This is a genomic window from uncultured Dysosmobacter sp., from assembly GCF_947631165.1.
Classification (GTDB): domain Bacteria; phylum Bacillota; class Clostridia; order Oscillospirales; family Oscillospiraceae; genus Oscillibacter.
In genome coordinates, this window is record NZ_CANRKH010000005.1 from 14925 (window position 1) to 29814 (window position 14890).

General features: G+C 61.8%; 14 protein-coding genes. 3 read left to right on the plus strand and 11 right to left on the minus strand.

All coding sequences use genetic code 11. From position 1 onward, the window contains the following. Positions 1–36 precede the first annotated feature (36 nt). The 4 genes from Q0Z69_RS03895 to Q0Z69_RS03910 form a co-directional block, all read right to left on the minus strand. Positions 37–1956 (minus strand): heavy metal translocating P-type ATPase, encoded by a 1920-nt coding sequence (locus tag Q0Z69_RS03895; protein WP_298030068.1) that lies wholly within the window; start codon positions 1954–1956, stop codon positions 37–39. A gap of 8 nt (positions 1957–1964) precedes the next feature. Further along, complete coding sequence (locus Q0Z69_RS03900; protein ID WP_298029910.1) at positions 1965–2600, minus strand: class I SAM-dependent methyltransferase; 636 nt, start codon at positions 2598–2600, stop codon at positions 1965–1967. A gap of 1 nt (position 2601) precedes the next feature. Continuing rightward, the gene (locus Q0Z69_RS03905) at positions 2602–2817 is read right to left on the minus strand and encodes a cation transporter (RefSeq protein ID WP_298029911.1); all 216 of its coding nucleotides are present in this window, start codon (positions 2815–2817) and stop codon (positions 2602–2604) included. Positions 2818–3134: 317 nt separating this feature from the next. Then, positions 3135–3497, minus strand: a complete 363-nt coding sequence (locus Q0Z69_RS03910; RefSeq protein WP_298029912.1) for a metalloregulator ArsR/SmtB family transcription factor — start codon at positions 3495–3497, stop codon at positions 3135–3137. 234 nt (positions 3498–3731) lie between these two features. Here Q0Z69_RS03910 and Q0Z69_RS03915 point away from each other — a divergent pair, with 234 nt between their 5' ends. Next, positions 3732–4163, plus strand: coding sequence for a PaaI family thioesterase (locus Q0Z69_RS03915; protein WP_298029913.1), 432 nt, complete (start codon positions 3732–3734; stop codon positions 4161–4163). A gap of 97 nt (positions 4164–4260) precedes the next feature. Here the strand turns inward: Q0Z69_RS03915 and Q0Z69_RS03920 are convergent, their stop codons facing one another. The 5 genes from Q0Z69_RS03920 to Q0Z69_RS03940 form a co-directional block, all read right to left on the minus strand. Then, complete coding sequence (locus Q0Z69_RS03920; protein ID WP_298029914.1) at positions 4261–6579, minus strand: HAMP domain-containing sensor histidine kinase; 2319 nt, start codon at positions 6577–6579, stop codon at positions 4261–4263. Beyond that, positions 6551–7252, minus strand: a complete 702-nt coding sequence (locus Q0Z69_RS03925; protein WP_298029915.1) for a response regulator transcription factor — start codon at positions 7250–7252, stop codon at positions 6551–6553. Before Q0Z69_RS03925 ends, Q0Z69_RS03920 begins: the two co-directional genes overlap by 29 nt. Positions 7253–7409: 157 nt before the next feature. Then, positions 7410–8645 (minus strand): cell wall metabolism sensor histidine kinase WalK, encoded by a 1236-nt coding sequence (locus Q0Z69_RS03930; RefSeq protein ID WP_298029916.1) that lies wholly within the window; start codon positions 8643–8645, stop codon positions 7410–7412. A 60-nt stretch (positions 8646–8705) separates the two neighbouring features. Beyond that, a complete protein-coding gene (locus Q0Z69_RS03935; protein WP_298029917.1) occupies positions 8706–9386 on the minus strand; it encodes a response regulator transcription factor in 681 nt (226 codons plus the stop codon). A gap of 22 nt (positions 9387–9408) precedes the next feature. Next, entirely contained in the window at positions 9409–10422 is a 1014-nt protein-coding gene (locus Q0Z69_RS03940; RefSeq protein WP_298029918.1) for a DUF4340 domain-containing protein, read from the minus strand. A gap of 368 nt (positions 10423–10790) precedes the next feature. On the opposite strand from Q0Z69_RS03940, the gene Q0Z69_RS03945 reads away from it, so the two are divergent. Then, positions 10791–12305, plus strand: a complete 1515-nt coding sequence (locus Q0Z69_RS03945) for a 4Fe-4S dicluster domain-containing protein (RefSeq protein WP_298029919.1) — start codon at positions 10791–10793, stop codon at positions 12303–12305. Positions 12306–12528: 223 nt separating this feature from the next. Here the strand turns inward: Q0Z69_RS03945 and Q0Z69_RS03950 are convergent, their stop codons facing one another. Then, on the minus strand, positions 12529–13584 hold the full coding sequence (locus Q0Z69_RS03950) for a DUF4825 domain-containing protein (protein ID WP_298029920.1): 1056 nt from the start codon (positions 13582–13584) through the stop codon (positions 12529–12531). After that, positions 13574–14062: an RNA polymerase sigma factor gene (locus Q0Z69_RS03955; RefSeq protein ID WP_298029921.1), complete on the minus strand. Its 489-nt coding sequence runs from the start codon at positions 14060–14062 to the stop codon at positions 13574–13576. The genes Q0Z69_RS03950 and Q0Z69_RS03955 overlap by 11 nt, the downstream gene beginning before the upstream one ends. 305 nt (positions 14063–14367) lie before the next feature. On the opposite strand from Q0Z69_RS03955, the gene Q0Z69_RS03960 reads away from it, so the two are divergent. Next, positions 14368–14721 carry a hypothetical protein gene (locus Q0Z69_RS03960; protein WP_298029922.1) on the plus strand — a complete coding sequence of 118 codons (354 nt, stop codon included), beginning with the start codon at positions 14368–14370 and terminating at the stop codon, positions 14719–14721. Positions 14722–14890 lie beyond the last annotated feature (169 nt).

Consider the following 14890-nt stretch of genomic DNA (forward strand, 5'->3'; position numbering starts at 1 on the left):
GTGGAAAATCCCACACTGGGCCGGTCCATCATGGATCTATTTTTTGAATTCATCGACCCGCAGGCACCGGGTTGCGTTGAGAATGGCGATGAAGGCCACGCCCACGTCAGCAAACACCGCCTCCCACATGGTGGCCATGTTGAAAGCGCCCAGGATCATTACGCCGAATTTGACCAACAGGGCAAACCAGATGTTCTGGTTGACAATGCGCAGGGTCTTGCGGGAGATGCGCATGGCGGTGGCGATCTTGGAGGGCTTGTCGTCCATCAACACGATGTCGGCAGCCTCGATAGCGGCGTCGGAGCCAAGGGCGCCCATGGCGATGCCGATATCGACGCGGCTCAGCACCGGGGCGTCGTTGATGCCGTCGCCCACGAAGGCCACCTTGCCCTTCTGGCTCTTTTCCGACAGCAGCTTTTCCGTCAGGTCCACCTTGTCGGCGGGCAGCAGCTCGGCATGGTACTCGTCGATCCCCAGCTCCGCCGCCACGGCCTTGGCTACGGCCTCGGCGTCGCCGGTGAGCATCACGGTCTTTTTCACGCCGCTGGCCTTCAGGTCGGCGATGGCGGCCCGGGCGTCCTCCTTGGGCAGGTCGGAGATGACGATGTGTCCGGCGTAAAAGCTGTCCACCGTCACATGAACGATGGTCCCCGGCAGCTCGCAGGGCAGCCAGTTGACGCTCTGCCGCTCCATCAGGCGGCTGTTGCCCACGGCCACGGCCTTGCCGTCCACCTTGGCGGTGACGCCGTGGCCGGCGATCTCCTCCACATCCTCCACGCGGGAGGCGTCCAGATCGGCCTTGCAGGCGGCCCGCAGGGACAGGGAGATAGGATGGTCGGACCAGTGCTCTGCCAGGGCGGCGTATTCCAGCACCTGTTCTTCCGTGAAGTCCGCCTCGGGGTGGACGGCGGTAACGGTAAAGGTGCCCTTGGTCAGCGTGCCGGTCTTGTCAAAGACCACGGTCTCCGTATGGGCCAAAGCCTCTAAGTAGTTGCCGCCCTTCACCAGAATGCCGCACTTGGAAGCGCCGCCGATGCCGCCGAAGAAGCTGAGGGGCACGGAGATGACCAGCGCGCAGGGGCAGGAGATGACCAGGAAGATCAGCGCCCGGTGGAGCCAGTTGGCCCAGTCGGTGCCCAGCAGGAAGGCAGGCTGACTGGCAGCGGGGACCACCAGCAGGGCGATGGTGGGCAGCAGGAACAGCGCCAGGGCGGCGATGACCACGCAGGGGGTGTAATACCGGGCGAAGCGGGTTATGAAGTTCTCACTGGTGGACTTCTTTTCGCTGGCGTTCTCCACCAGGTCCAGGATCTTGGACACCGTGGACTCACTGCAGGGCCGTGTGACCCTGATCCGCAGCAATCCGGTCTGGTTCACGCAGCCGCTGATCACCGCGTCTCCGGCGGCCACGTCCCGGGGGACGGATTCGCCGGTAAGGGCGGCGGTGTCCAGGGCGGAGCTGCCCTCCAGCACCACGCCGTCCAGGGGGACCCGCTCGCCGGGCTTCACCACGATGACGGCGCCCACCGCCACGTCTTCCGGGTCCACTTCCTCAATTTCGCCGTCTTCCCTTTCCAGGTTGGCGGTGTCAGGGCGGATGTCCATCAAAGCGGCGATGGACTGGCGGGATTTGCCCACGGCGTAGTCCTGGAACAGCTCGCCCACCTGGTAGAACAGCATGACGAACACCGCCTCAGCGTATTCGCCGGTGCCGAAAGCGCCGACTGTCGCCAGGGCCATCAGGAAATTTTCGTCGAACACCTGACCGTTGCGGATGTTGCGGACGGCCTTGTACAGCACGTCCCAGCCGATGACGGCGTAGGGGGCCAGGTAGCACAGGGCCGTCAGCAGTCCCTGCTCCGGCAGGGGCCCAAAGGCCGTCAGCAGCTTTACGAGGATCAGCAGCGCCGCCGCGGCGATGATGCGCTTCAGCATCTTCTTCTGTTTTTTCGTCATATTTTTCATCATATGGAAACCTCCTGGATATCGGGTTTTCGCAGCACCGCCAGTCCCACAGGCAGGCGGCCGGGGATCACAGCCAGCTCGGAGACCGGCAGGCCCAGGCGTTCAAAAAAGGCGCGGTAGCTCTCCTGCGTGAATAGGTGCTTCTGCCGGAAGCCCAGCAGGCAGTACAGGGAAATCAGACCTTTCATCACCGCGCCGGCCTCTCCCATGAGAAAGGTAGGCAGCAGCAGCACGCCGCCGGGGGCGGTGACCCGCCACAGTTCCGCTGCCGCCCGCTCCGGCGCGTCCAGCAGATGCAGCACATTGGCGGCGCACACGGCCCCAAAGGCCCCGTCCGGCTCCGGCAGGCAGAAAAGATCCCGCTGGGCGAATTCGATGTTGGAAAGGTCCCGCCGGGCGGCCTTTTTCCGTGCCCGCTCCAGCATGGGCAGGGACAGGTCCGTGCAGAGGACCCGTTTGGCAAAAGGCGCGGCGGCCAGGGAGATCTCCCCGGTACCCGCCGCGCACTCCAGCAGATCGGACCTTGACGGGACACGGCGGGCCGCCTCTGCGGCCATTCCCCGGACCGCCCGGCGGTTGACGGCTTCTGCCAGATCATACAGCCCCGCGATCCTGTCCCAGAACGTCCGGCCCATTTTATACGGACAGCTCGCAGTCCGGCTCCACCTTTTTGGCGGTGGCGATGACTTCCTGCAAAATATCGTCAAACCGGGCGTCGTCAGCGTCCAGCATCAGCTTCTGGGACATAAAGTTGATGGTGACGGAATGGACCCCGTCGATCTTCCGCACGGCGTCCTCCACCTTGGCGGCGCAGTTGGCACAGTCGATAACGAACTTGTAACGCTTTTTCATGATGATCTTCCTCCCGTATGTATGTTAAAAATATGATACCCTCAGTGGACAAGGGGCAACACGCCTGCCGGCGGCTAAAATCAACGTTGGCAGCGTCATCGTTCTAGGTGGGCGTCAGCCCACCGTCGTCCTCTTCCTTGCCAGCACCGATTTTTTCTCGCTGGCAGGTCCTTTGGAGTTTTTCAGGAGCAGATTTAGCGGCTGGCAAGGCAGACGAGGCAGCCGGGCTGCCGCCCGGCAACGAGGATAACGCCGCCAGCCGCTGCAGATGCCCTGAAAAACCGCGTTGTCCTTTGTCCACTGAGGGTATGGAAAGCTCACTCGGAAACGTGTTCCAGGCCCTGGTCGATGATGGTCTTTACATGGTCGTCCGCCAGGGAGTAAAACACGGTCTTGCCGTCCCGGCGGGCTTTCACCAGCCGGGCGTTTTTCAGCGCCCGCAGCTGGTGGGAGATAGCAGACTGGGTCATGCCCAGCAGCGCCGCGATGTCGCACACGCACATCTCCGCCTCGAACAGGACGTACAGGATGCGGATGCGGGTGGAATCGCCGAAGATGCGAAACAGCTCCGTCAGGTCGTACAGGGTGTCCTCGCTGGGCATTTCCCGGCGGACCCTTTCCACGATGTCCTCATGGGCGTGCATAAAATCACAGCACTCCACGTTGTAGCGGTCCTCCATGATCCGCCCCCTCTCACATAATCAATTGAACAACTGTTCATATGTTCATTATACGAATTGAGATCCATTTGTCAACCCCCTTTTTCAAAATATGTGGAAAAAATTGCGGCGGTGTGGTATAGTCTTAAAAACCAGGCGATTTTCAAGGGGGCCGCGGCCCTTAAAAAGCGGTTTCAACTTGTTTCAAGTTATTTGATGATAGACTGATACTGATTTCACCAAAGGAGATCCATGATGAACGAATTAGAAAAGCAGGCGGAGGAACGGATCAAAACCAATGCCTTTATGCATCATAACCACATTGAGATCGTGGCTGTGGAGCCGGACTGGGCGGTCTTTAAGCTGGATATCCGCCCGGAGAGCAAAAACCCCTACGGCATGATCCACGGCGGCGCCATCTATACCCTGGCGGACAACGCCACGGGTTCCGCCGCCCATACCGACGGACGGTACTATGTGACCCAGACCAGTTCCCTGCACTTCCTGCGGAACCAGTCGGAGGGCACGGTGCGGGCGGAGGCCCGGGTGCGGCACCGGGGCAGATCCACTTGTCTGGTGGAGGTGGATATCACCGGCACGGATGATGTGCTGCTGGCCACGGGGGAGTTCACCTTTTTCTGCGTGGATAAGGGCCTGATGGATGAAAAGGTTCAGAAGGACGGATGACCGGGCATAGGAAAGAGCGGCGGACAGGGAATTCCCTGTCCGCCGTGAATTTTTATGCGGCAATATCTGCCCCGGCCCTGTCCGCCGGTGCGGCTCCTCACTCCCCCGCCAGCGGGAAGGTCACTACGGCGGTGAACAGGTCCGCTACGGTTTCCACGCGGAACTCTCCGCCGCAGGCCTCGGTGAAGCTGCTGGCAATGCTCAATCCCAGACCGCTGCCGCCGCCGGTGCGGCTCTCGTCTCCCCGGACGAACCGGGCGGTGAAATCCACGCCCTCCGGCAGCTCGCTGCGGGAGGTGTTGCGGAGGCTGGCCTCTGCCCTTCCCGCCCCGGTTTTCAGGGAGAGATAGACCCGGCTGCCCTCCAGGGCGTATTGCAGGGCGTTTTGGATGAGATTCTGGAATACCCGGTACAGCCGCTTGCCGTCGGCCACGATCATCACCGGGTCCTCCGGCAGGTCCAGCTTGAAGGTCAGGCGGCTGGCTTGTATGGGGCCGTCCATGTCCGCCAGGGTCTGCCGCAGCAGCTTGGCGAGATCCAGCCGTTCCAGCTGCACAGGCAGCTGGTCCGCCGCGGCCTTACTGACCTCGAACACATCCTGCACCATCGCCTTCAGCCGCTGGGCCTTTTCGTCAATGATGCGGGCGTAGTCCGCTGCCGCCCCCTCCAGCGGCTCCTGCCGCAGCAGCTCCGCGTAGGAGAGAATGGAGGTCAAAGGCGTTTTCAGGTCGTGGGACACGTTGGAGATCAGCTCCACCTTCATCCGCTCGCTGCGGGTCTGCTCCTCCAGCGCCTTGTGCATGCCGGCCTGGATGTCGTTCAGGGATTCCGCCGTCTGACGCAGATCGGCGTCCTCCGGCAGGTCCAGCGGCGTGGTCAGATCGCCGTTTCGGATGGATTCCACCTGGCCGGAGAGCCGCCCGACGTCCCGGGCCAGAGCCGCGTGCTTCCGCAAGATCAGCAGAAGCGCCGCGGCGGCGATGCCCGGGACCGCCGCCATGAGCCAGAACAGCCAGTGCAGCGGAGAAAGGCCCATGCTGATCGCCGAGAGGACCCCCGTTACAGGGAGCACGCAGACCAGAACGGCAGCGGCAAGGTTCAGCCGGTTCATCCGCTTTTGGAAGGGATATTTGGGAAGGCGGACGGAGATGAAGCGCCAGAGGTTCCGCCGCTTTTCCCTGGGATTGTACCGGTGGTCGTTGTGGATGAGCCACACCGCCCACACCAGGCACAGCAGCGCGCCGGTGTTTTCCAGACCGGCTGCCAGGCTCCTGACCAGCTCTGGAAGCCAGTAGGCCAGCTCCTCGATCTCCACATAGGAGTAGGAGAAGGACCACCAGATGTCCCGAAAGACGTTCCAGCCTCTCGCTGTCAGCAGTGCCGCCAGCGGCAGTACCACCGCCAGGAACCGCAGCTCCGTCCACACATGGATGGTCCAGGAGGCGATCTTTTGATCCGCCAACCGCTTTTCCCGGCGGAGTATGAACCATACCGCCAGCAGGAGCAGCCCCAGACCCAGCAGCGCCGCCTGCCGGAAGTAAAATCCCCGGCCCTCCTGAAGGCTCTGGCAGACATAGTACATCCGGCTGCCCTGGGTGTAGCCGCCGTCGGCGTAGTCCCTCTGGTAATACAGCACCGGCGTCTCCCGGACGGCCATGCAGATTGTCACGCCCCGTACATCTTCTCCCGCCGGGAAGTTTTCATAGCCGGGAACGAACCAGTCGGACTCCCCGGTCAGGATGCCGCCGCCGTACACATCCACCTCCGCGCCGTCCTTCCAGATGGAGACCGTTCCCCCCTGCTCGGGGCGGAAGGCCAAAAAGAAGTTGTAGCCTTCCGGCAGGTCGTCATAGCTGCCGAGCTGCTGGCCGCTGTCTAGGTTGCTGTATTTGAGGACCCCGTAGCAGGAGACCCTATACAGCACGTTTTTGTCACTGCGGTAATAGAAGTCCTCATTCCCCGGCTTGTCGGCTTCCGGCTCGTAACGGACCGGGGTATCCACGTAGGCGACCTCTGCGTATAAAGAAGCGGCGGTGCCGCTGACGGCCTCCCGCACCACCTCCGTGTCATACCAGTCCAGCCGTCCCCCCGCCGCCAGGGTCAAAAACTCCCGCAGATAGGCGGCGGTCTCCGCGCGGAAAGCCTCTGTTTCCTGCCAGTCGTCCTTCCACCATTCGCCGGCGCCCCGTTCCCAGGCCAGCCGCCCCGCCATGGCCCCCAGGCTGCTCAGCACCAGGCTCAAGCCCAGAAAGAAGGCCAGAAAGCCGGCCGCGGCCTTGGTTTGCTGCGCCCTTTTCGGATGGCCGCCCCCGCGGATCGCAGTGTTTCCGGTTTTTACCGCGTCCTGGACCATGCCTCCTACGGCCTGCTCCAGGGCCTCCGGCTTGTCATCCATGCTGTTCCATTTTGTATCCAATACCCCACACCACCTTGATGTAATCTGGCTCCTTGGGATTCAGCTCGATCTTTTCCCGAATGCGGCGGATATGGACCATCACCGTGTTCTCGCAGGCGTAGGCATCCTCGTTCCACACCCGGCGGTAAAGCTCCTCCGCCGGAAAGATCCGGCCGGGATTCCGCATCAGCAGGTCCACGATCCGGGTCTCTGTGGGGGTCAGCCTCACCGGATCTCCGTCCGCCCGCAGGGTCAGGCTGTCTGGGTCATAGGTCAGCCGCCCATTGACGATCAGGCGGCCCCGGCCCTCGGCGTGGATGTCTCCCAGGGACGTATACCGCCGCAGCTGGCTCCGTACCCGGGCCGTCAGCTCCTGGGGATTGTAGGGCTTGGTGACGTAGTCGTCCGCCCCCATGGAAAGGCCCAGGACCTTGTCCGTGTCCTCGCTTTTGGCGGAGAGGACGATGATGGGCAGGTTCCGCTTCTCCCGGATGCGGATCAGGGCGGACAGGCCGTCCAGCTTGGGCATCATCACGTCGATCAGGATCAGCCGCACCGCCGGGTCCAGGGCGTGATCCAGAGCCTCCAAGCCGTTGTAGGCCCGGCGGACCTGATAGCCCTCCCGTTCCAGGGTTATGGCGATGGCGCCGACGATCTCGGGGTCGTCATCCACCACCAGGATGCATTCGTTCATGAGCGTTCCCCCTTGAGCATGTTCAGGATACCGGGCAAATCTTACAGGCTTCCTGACAAAAATCTTACAAGTTTCTTACAAAACAGCTGCCGATAAACCATTTTGTGGAATTGCACACTACGAAAAGCCGGACGGGTGAGACAGACCCGTCCGGCGGTCATTTCTTCAGCGGCATGGTAAAAATGAACCGGGTGGAAGCTGCGTCGCTCTCTGCCCGCAGCGTTCCCTGATGTTCCCCGGCGATGACCTTGGCAATAGGCAGCCCCAGACCGAAGCCGGATTGCTCCCCTCGGGAACCGTCCGCCCGGTAAAACCGCTCGAACAGCCGGGAGAGCTGCTCCGGCGGTATAGGCGCGCCGGGATTGGCCACCACCAGACGGGCCTGCCGGTCCGTTTTCTCCAAAGTCAGTGTCACGGCCCCGCCGGGGGCGCCGTATTTGATGGCGTTGTCCAGCAGGATGCCCGCCAGCTGCCGCAGCTTGTCCCGGTCGCCGGCCACCAGGACGTCCGGCTCGATCCGCTCCAGCAGGGGCTTGCCTGCCTCAAAGGCCACCGGCTCGAAGGCCAGGGCACAGTCGGTCACTACGTCCGAGAGGGATAGCTCGCTGAGGACGGCGGTGCGGACCATATTGTCCGCCCGGGCCAGGGTCAGCATTTCTTCCACCAGGGATTTCATCTGCTGGGCCTCGGAGTGGATGTTGTCCGCCCACCGGGCGGGCCTGTCCGCCAGGGACGCGGCCTCCAGTAGCTCCGCGTTGGAGAGGATGACCGTCAAAGGCGTTTTCAGCTCGTGGGAGGCGTCGGACAAAAACTGCCGCTGCTGCCGCCAAGCCCTTTCCACCGGCCGGGTCGCCCATCGGGAGAGCAGGACGGAGACCCCCAGCAGCAGGAGCAGCGCCGCCGCGCCGATGATGAGATAACTGCCCATCATCTCCCGCAGCACCGCCCGTTCCATGGAGGCGTCCACAAAGGCCAGACGGATGTACAGGCCCTTATCCTGCCGCAGATAGCGCAGGTGGTAGTCCTGAATGAAGCCCTCTGTCTCCGGCTGGCTGAGGCAGTCCTGCAAAATGGCGGTCAGCTCCGCACTGTCGTCCAGATTGGAATAGGTGCCGCCGGTGACGTCGGCCAGATAGGCGCCGCCCCGGGGATAGACATTGACGGTGAAGTAGGGCAGCAGGATGGTCTGGTCGCCGTCGATGGCGATGCCCACGCTGGGCTGCCCGCCCAGGGTATAGCCGCTCTCCTGGGCCACCTGATGCAGGAGCTGGCGGCTCAGGTCCTCCACGTTCCGCCGCATGGCGAAAAAGACGGACAGGAACACCGCCGCCAGCACGGCGGTGACCATGGCCATGCAGATGGCCACCAGCTTCAGCCGCAGTTTTCGGATCATGACAAGCGTTCCCCCTTGTCGAAAAGTCTGTGGAAAATGTGGAAAAAGTACGAAAATCGGTCAACTTTCCTGGCTTTCCAGACAGTAACCGACCATACGGATGGTTTTGATCCGCACCTGGGACCGCAGATGGGCCAGCTTCCGGCGGAGGAAGGAGATATAGACCTCCACGTTGTTGTCCTCGGCGTCGGACTCATAGCCCCAGATCTTTACCAGCAGGCTCTCCTTGGTGATGACCATCTCCCGGTTCCGCATCAGCAGCTCCATCATATCGAATTCCTTGCGGCTGAGGCGGACGGAGCGGTCCCCGCAGGACAGGGCGAAGGAGGCTCGGTCCAGCTTCAGGTCGCCGTAGGACAGGGCGTCGGCGTCCCGCAGCTCCGGCTGCCGCCGGGTCAGCGCCCGGACGCAGGCCAGCAGCTCCTTTGGCTCAAAGGGCTTGGTCAGGTAGTAGTCCGCCCCCAGGTCCAGCCCCTCCACACGGTCCGATACCTCCGACCGGGCGGTGAGCAGCAGCACCGGCGTGGCGTTTTTCTCCTGCCGCAGGCGGCGCAGCACGGTAAAGCCGTCCATTTTGGGCAGCATCACATCCAGGATCACCACGTCGTAGATGCCTGTGGCGGCGTTGTCCAGTCCCGCCTCGCCGTCGTGGCAGACGTCGGCGGTATAGCCGTTCAGCTCCAGCAGGTCCTGCAGTGTGGAAGCCAGCCGTGTTTCATCCTCCACCACCAGTACGCGCATAAGAGATCCTCCTTTCAGATGTTCAGCCCTCCAGGCCCTTGGCAGATATCCGCATCAGCGGGTCCAGCGATGCGGTGGGCAGCAGATAGATGGTGCTGTCCTCGTCCATCCGCACGTAGCGGCCTGTACCGTCGGCCGCCTGGGTCCCGATGGTCAGCAGCAGCGTTTGCTCTGTGCCGCCCTCGGTGAGATAGCGGATATCCACGGTGGCGGCGGGAGAGGTGAAGCCGCAGATCTCCGCCGCCTCGTCAGAGGGCCGGTAATCCACGCATTTTTCAAAAGCCATGCCGCTGAGATCATCCAGCAGGGCCTGGACCGTCTCGTCGTCGGTGACATTGGCGCCGTCGCAGCGCCAGGTGGCGGCGCCGCCCTCCTCCGTCCGCTGGGCGGAGAGGGAGGTGATGACGGGCAGGCTGTCCTCGCCGGCGGCAGCGCCCCGGATGACGATGGAGGCGATGGTGTTCTCCGTCAGTTCCGGCAGCTCCGGCAGGATGTACATGTCGTAAATGGGGACGCACATCAGCCGGTACAGGGTATCCGGGATGATATACACCGTGTCCTCCTGGTCATTGAGCTGCATGTAGTAGCTGTTGCCGTCGGTGGTGGCCCGCCCCAGCGTCATGGTGATGGCGCTGCCGCTCTCAGTGGAAGCGGTGAGGGAGGCGGTGGGTGCGTCCATGCCGCTGTTGGCGATGGCGTCGCTGTCGGTGACAGTCTGCTGAGGCGTCCAGGAGACCAGCAGCTCCAGAATGGCGTCTACTGTGGCGGTGTCCAGGGGGAACTCCGGGTCGCCGTCCCAGGTCCACTTCCCTGCCTCATCCAGAGAGAAGGACAGGGTCGTTTTGCCGTTCTCATAGGTCAGCGCGGTGATGGAAGCGGCGTCTCCGGCGGTGATGCCGGGAACGGTGCCGTCCGGCGTCTCCGGCTGGTCCCGGTTCTCCCGGTATCGCATACCCAGCACGATCAGCAGCGCGGCGCACAGCACCGCCAGGATCGTGCTGAGGATGGTGATGGTCCTTCTTTCTTGCCAGGTCATAGGAAATGTCCTCCTGTCAGCGGTAGCCCGGCGGGGCGCCGCAGGATATGTATTCCTTAGTATACCACACCATGGCCGCCGTTGCAAATTGGAAGGCAATTTGTTTCTGTCCGCCCCATCGGCGCAGGAACGCCAGTCCTCCCGCTTCTCCCGCCAGCGTACCGGTGGAAGCTGAAAACCGCCTGAAACACTTGGTAAAAGGGGCGCTAATATCCAGAAATTCCCCGGATATCCCAAAACAGGCGCTTGCAAAAGACCCTATGGTCCTATATAATGTGAACGGGCCGCGCCGGGTTTGCGCGGAAAGAGGGAAAAACGCTGGCCGGGACGGAACGCGGCTGTCCGGCCGACAGATGGAGGAAAAACATATGAGAGGTGTACACAGCGCGGTGGACGATATCCGCCGCGGCGTATTTACCGAAGTGGCCCGTCTGGCCTATGAGTATGAGGATGGCGACCGGGACAAGGTGGATCTGATCCCCTATAAGCTGGTCCCCGGCGACGAAGCCAAATACCGCCATGACGTGTATTTGGAGCGGGCGGTCATCATCGCCCGGGTCCGGCTGGCCCTTGGCATGAACATCGATATCGGCGGACACCTGAGCACCCATATCGACGAGGCGGTCACCGACCAGAAATATTTTGAAAATCCCCTGGTCAACGTGATCCATTCCGCCTGCAACGCCTGCCCACCCAAGCAGATCCGCATCACGGACAGCTGCCAGGGCTGCCTGTCCCATCCCTGCATGAACGTCTGCCCCAAGGACGCCATTTATTTGGATAAGGACAAGCACTGCCACATTAATCAGGACAAGTGCATCAAGTGCGGCAAGTGCTTCAACCAGTGCCCCTACCGGGCCATCAGCTACATCGAGCGCCCCTGCGCCGCCGCCTGCGGCATGAACGCCATCGAATCCGACGAGCGGGGCCGGGCCAAGATCAACTATGATAAGTGCGTTTCCTGCGGCATGTGCCTGGTGAACTGCCCCTTCGGCGCCATCGCCGACAAGAGCCAGATCTTTCAGATCATCACTGCCATCCGCCGGGGCGAGGAGGTCATCGCCTGCGTGGCTCCCGCATTCGTGGGCCAGTTCGGCAAGGAGGCGACCCCTGCCAAGCTGAAGGCCGCCATGCGGACCCTGGGCTTTGCCGACGTGGTGGAGGTGGCCATCGGCGCGGACCTGTGCACGGTGGAGGAGGCCAACGACTTCCTGAAAGAGGTGCCGGAGAAGCTGGACTGGATGGGCACCAGCTGCTGCCCCGCCTGGTCCATGATGGCCAAGACCATGTTCCCGGAATTCAAGGACAACATCTCCATGGCCCTGACGCCGATGGTCATCACCGCCCGCATGGTGAAGAAGGACCACCCCAACGCCCGCATCGTGTTCGTGGGGCCCTGCGCCGCCAAGAAGCTGGAGGCCAACCGCCGCACCGTCCGGTCCGACGTGGACTTCGTGCTGACCTTCGAGGAGCTGCTGGGCATGTTCGACGCCAAGGAGATCGACTTTTCCAAGATCGAGGCCGATCCCGCCGACGACATGGACGAGGGCACCGGCCTGGGCCGGGGCTTCGCCGTGGGCGGCGGCGTGGCTGCCGCCGTGGTGGAGGCTATCAAGCACATCGACCCGGACCGTGAGATCCAGGTGGAGTACGGCGACGGCCTGCGGGAGTGCCGGAAGATGCTGACCATGGCCAAGGCCGGCAAGCGCAATGGCTATCTGCTGGAGGGCATGGCCTGCCCCGGCGGCTGCGTAGCGGGAGCCGGCACCATCCAGCCGGTAAAGCAGAGCGCCATGAACGTTCAGAAGTTCAAGGAGGCCGCTCCCGAGCAGAGCTGCACCGCCAGCCCCCACCTGCACCGGCTGGAAGAGGTGGAGGAATAATCGAAACGATCAAAGGCCCCCGGCTTTCGCCGGGGGCCTTGCTGCGTGATAAGTCTCAATATAGTCAACGCCTTTGAGAATCAGCAAAAGCAGATTTTCAACCAGCGGCCATACCCGCTGGACGGGCAAAGCCCGTGCGCGTTGACTATGAAGAAGACACTTAGGCCGCTTTGCGGCCACCATCGGCACATGCGCCGATGGTTTGAAAATCTTTTCAAGTGTGTCAACTATAATTGATCGGATCGTAGCAGATCGTGGTCAGAAGCCGCTGGAGGTCCGCCGGGGACGCGGCGTAGTCCTTCACGCTGTCCAGCAGGACCGCGCCGCAGGACGCGGCCTCCTCCTCGCTCGCATAGTAGGATATCTGCTCCCGCAGCAGGTCCACGGCGTCCTCCGCCGTGACGGTCCGGCTGTGGAAGCTGCCGGCGGTATCCGTATAGGTCCAGGTGACCTGGTCCAGATTTTCCACCAGCGCCAGCATGATGACCGCCTGGGGCGTCATGCTGAAGTTCATGCGGCCGGCCCGCGCGTCCGTCATGGGGGCCGAGAATTCCAGCGTCCAGTCATAGGGCCGCTCCGAGGTGTGGAGGCTGTTGATATAGTTGCCCAGCTTCAGGCGGACGCCCAGAGTCTCCGCGATCCGCCCCAAGGCGGGTGCGTCCCCCACATAGGGCGTTTTCACCTGATACAGGTCCCAGGCCTCTCTGGAAATGCTCACGCCGTCCTGCCAGATCAGCCGTTCCGCCAGCCAGATCTCCCGCAGTCCGTCCGTTTTCAGCTTCGTCTCATAGGAGCCGTCGGCTCCCAGAGGCGACACAAGGGATTTCCGGGCGGTGATGGTCATCACGCCGTCCTCTTCCCGGAGCTTCCAGTTGCGGTAGGCCATGGCGGATTCCACCGCGTCGATCCGCAGCTGCAGATAGGTTCCATCCCGGGCCTCATGGATCTGCCAGGCCATCCCCGCCGCGCTGGCCGGTTCGCCGATGAGGAACAGCTTGACGGCAATGCCTGCCGCCACCAGCGCCAGGGTGCAGAGCACGGCGCCCACGGCCCATTTCCACCGCCGCCGCTCCACCTTTTTCAGATAGTCCACCTCTTTGGCGGTCTCCGCCCGCTCCGCCGCCTTCTCCAGCGCGGTCATGGCCCGCTTCCGGGCCATACAGTCCGGGCAGACCGCCAGATGGGCCTCCACCGCCTGATTGGTTTCCTCCGAAGTCAGGCCCTCCACATAGGATGGCAGTAAATCCCGCACAATCCCGCAGGTCAGATCATTTTTCATCACTGGTCCCTCCGTTCCGCAGTTTTTCCTTGCTCCGGTAAAAGGTCACTCTGGCCCAGGTCTCTGTCCGGCCCATCACATCCCCGATCTCCCGGAAGCTCAATCCGCCGAAGGCCCGGAGATACACCACTTCCCGGGCGTCGGGAGCCAGGTCGTGGATCTGCCGCAGCAGCGCCGTCCGTCCCTCCCGCTCCAGAAGCCCCTCTTCCGCCGAGGGGGTGGGGACCTCTGGGGGCTGTTCCGGCATGGGGGCCTCTCTCTGGTGTTTCCGCAGGTGCCGGTACCACAGGTGCTTGGCGATCTGGCACAGCCAGACGGACACCTTGCAGCTGCCGTCGAACCGGCCGATGGACCGCACCGCCTGGTAAAAGGTCTCCTGAGTCAGCTCCTCCGCCAGGTCCGGGTCGCGGCACTGGGAGAGGAGGAATTTATAGACGGTCTGGGCGTGCTGCCGGTAGATATCGCTCATGTCATCCATGGTCCTCCCCTCCTTTCGCCTTATATATCCCTTTGATGGGCGTTTCGTTACAGCGGACTGAAAAAACTGACGGCGGAACGCCGCGCTCCGTGAGGAAGCGCCGCCCTTTCCGCTGCCTTTTTAGTTGGGCCGACAGGGGCGGGCCAACTCCCGGCGCAAATGCGCATGTGCGGCAAAGCAACACGCAAGAATTTGATTGATAGCGGTCCTGCTATTCCGCAATACATAGAAAATCATTGGAAAACATGATATACTTGAGTCAAGCAACCGAGAGACAAATCGGCATTTTATGGAGGATAAGAGCGTTGAGAAAATGGGCATATCTGAAAAAGCCCTATATTTGCAATAAAAAAGATGTGGCTTATAGGGTTATGATATATGAAACTGCAAATGAGGGAACATTTGTATTTCTTTATTGTTCAAAAGATGCAATGCAAAGTTCTTTTGACTACTACTATGACGAATTATCTGATGCATTGGAAGATTGGGAAAATGAAATTGATGAAAATGGTTGGCATGAAATAGGCGACCCATTACCGCATTGTCAACATGACACATTTTTACCTGTAAGAGTTAAGGGAAGAGATGCAGGAACACCTATATGGGGAAAGTTTGAAATTCTAAAAGATGGAAAATGGATCGAATATCACTCACCTTGACAACCTTCCATTTATCGGGGAGACCGCCGGCCCGCCGTTGACCGGCGCAAAGCGCCGCAAAAATTTCATCGACCCGCCTTCGCCCGGAGATCGCGTTTTTGCAGATCCTCCGGGCCTTTTTCTGTGCGCTGCGCAGATGGGCAGGCTTTGAAGCGGCGCACTCAAATCA

Coding starts and splice junctions, on each gene's coding strand:
- Q0Z69_RS03910 (WP_298029912.1), bottom strand. CDS start 3,497: ATGGAGGACCGCTACAACGTGGAGTGCTGTGATTTTATGCACGCCCAT.
- Q0Z69_RS03900 (WP_298029910.1), bottom strand. CDS start 2,600: ATGGGCCGGACGTTCTGGGACAGGATCGCGGGGCTGTATGATCTGGCA.
- Q0Z69_RS03905 (WP_298029911.1), bottom strand. CDS start 2,817: ATGAAAAAGCGTTACAAGTTCGTTATCGACTGTGCCAACTGCGCCGCC.
- Q0Z69_RS03950 (WP_298029920.1), bottom strand. CDS start 13,584: ATGAAAAATGATCTGACCTGCGGGATTGTGCGGGATTTACTGCCATCC.
- Q0Z69_RS03935 (WP_298029917.1), bottom strand. CDS start 9,386: ATGCGCGTACTGGTGGTGGAGGATGAAACACGGCTGGCTTCCACACTG.
- Q0Z69_RS03895 (WP_298030068.1), bottom strand. CDS start 1,956: ATGACGAAAAAACAGAAGAAGATGCTGAAGCGCATCATCGCCGCGGCG.
- Q0Z69_RS03945 (WP_298029919.1), top strand. CDS start 10,791: ATGAGAGGTGTACACAGCGCGGTGGACGATATCCGCCGCGGCGTATTT.
- Q0Z69_RS03925 (WP_298029915.1), bottom strand. CDS start 7,252: ATGAACGAATGCATCCTGGTGGTGGATGACGACCCCGAGATCGTCGGC.
- Q0Z69_RS03930 (WP_298029916.1), bottom strand. CDS start 8,645: ATGATCCGAAAACTGCGGCTGAAGCTGGTGGCCATCTGCATGGCCATG.
- Q0Z69_RS03915 (WP_298029913.1), top strand. CDS start 3,732: ATGAACGAATTAGAAAAGCAGGCGGAGGAACGGATCAAAACCAATGCC.
- Q0Z69_RS03955 (WP_298029921.1), bottom strand. CDS start 14,062: ATGGATGACATGAGCGATATCTACCGGCAGCACGCCCAGACCGTCTAT.
- Q0Z69_RS03940 (WP_298029918.1), bottom strand. CDS start 10,422: ATGACCTGGCAAGAAAGAAGGACCATCACCATCCTCAGCACGATCCTG.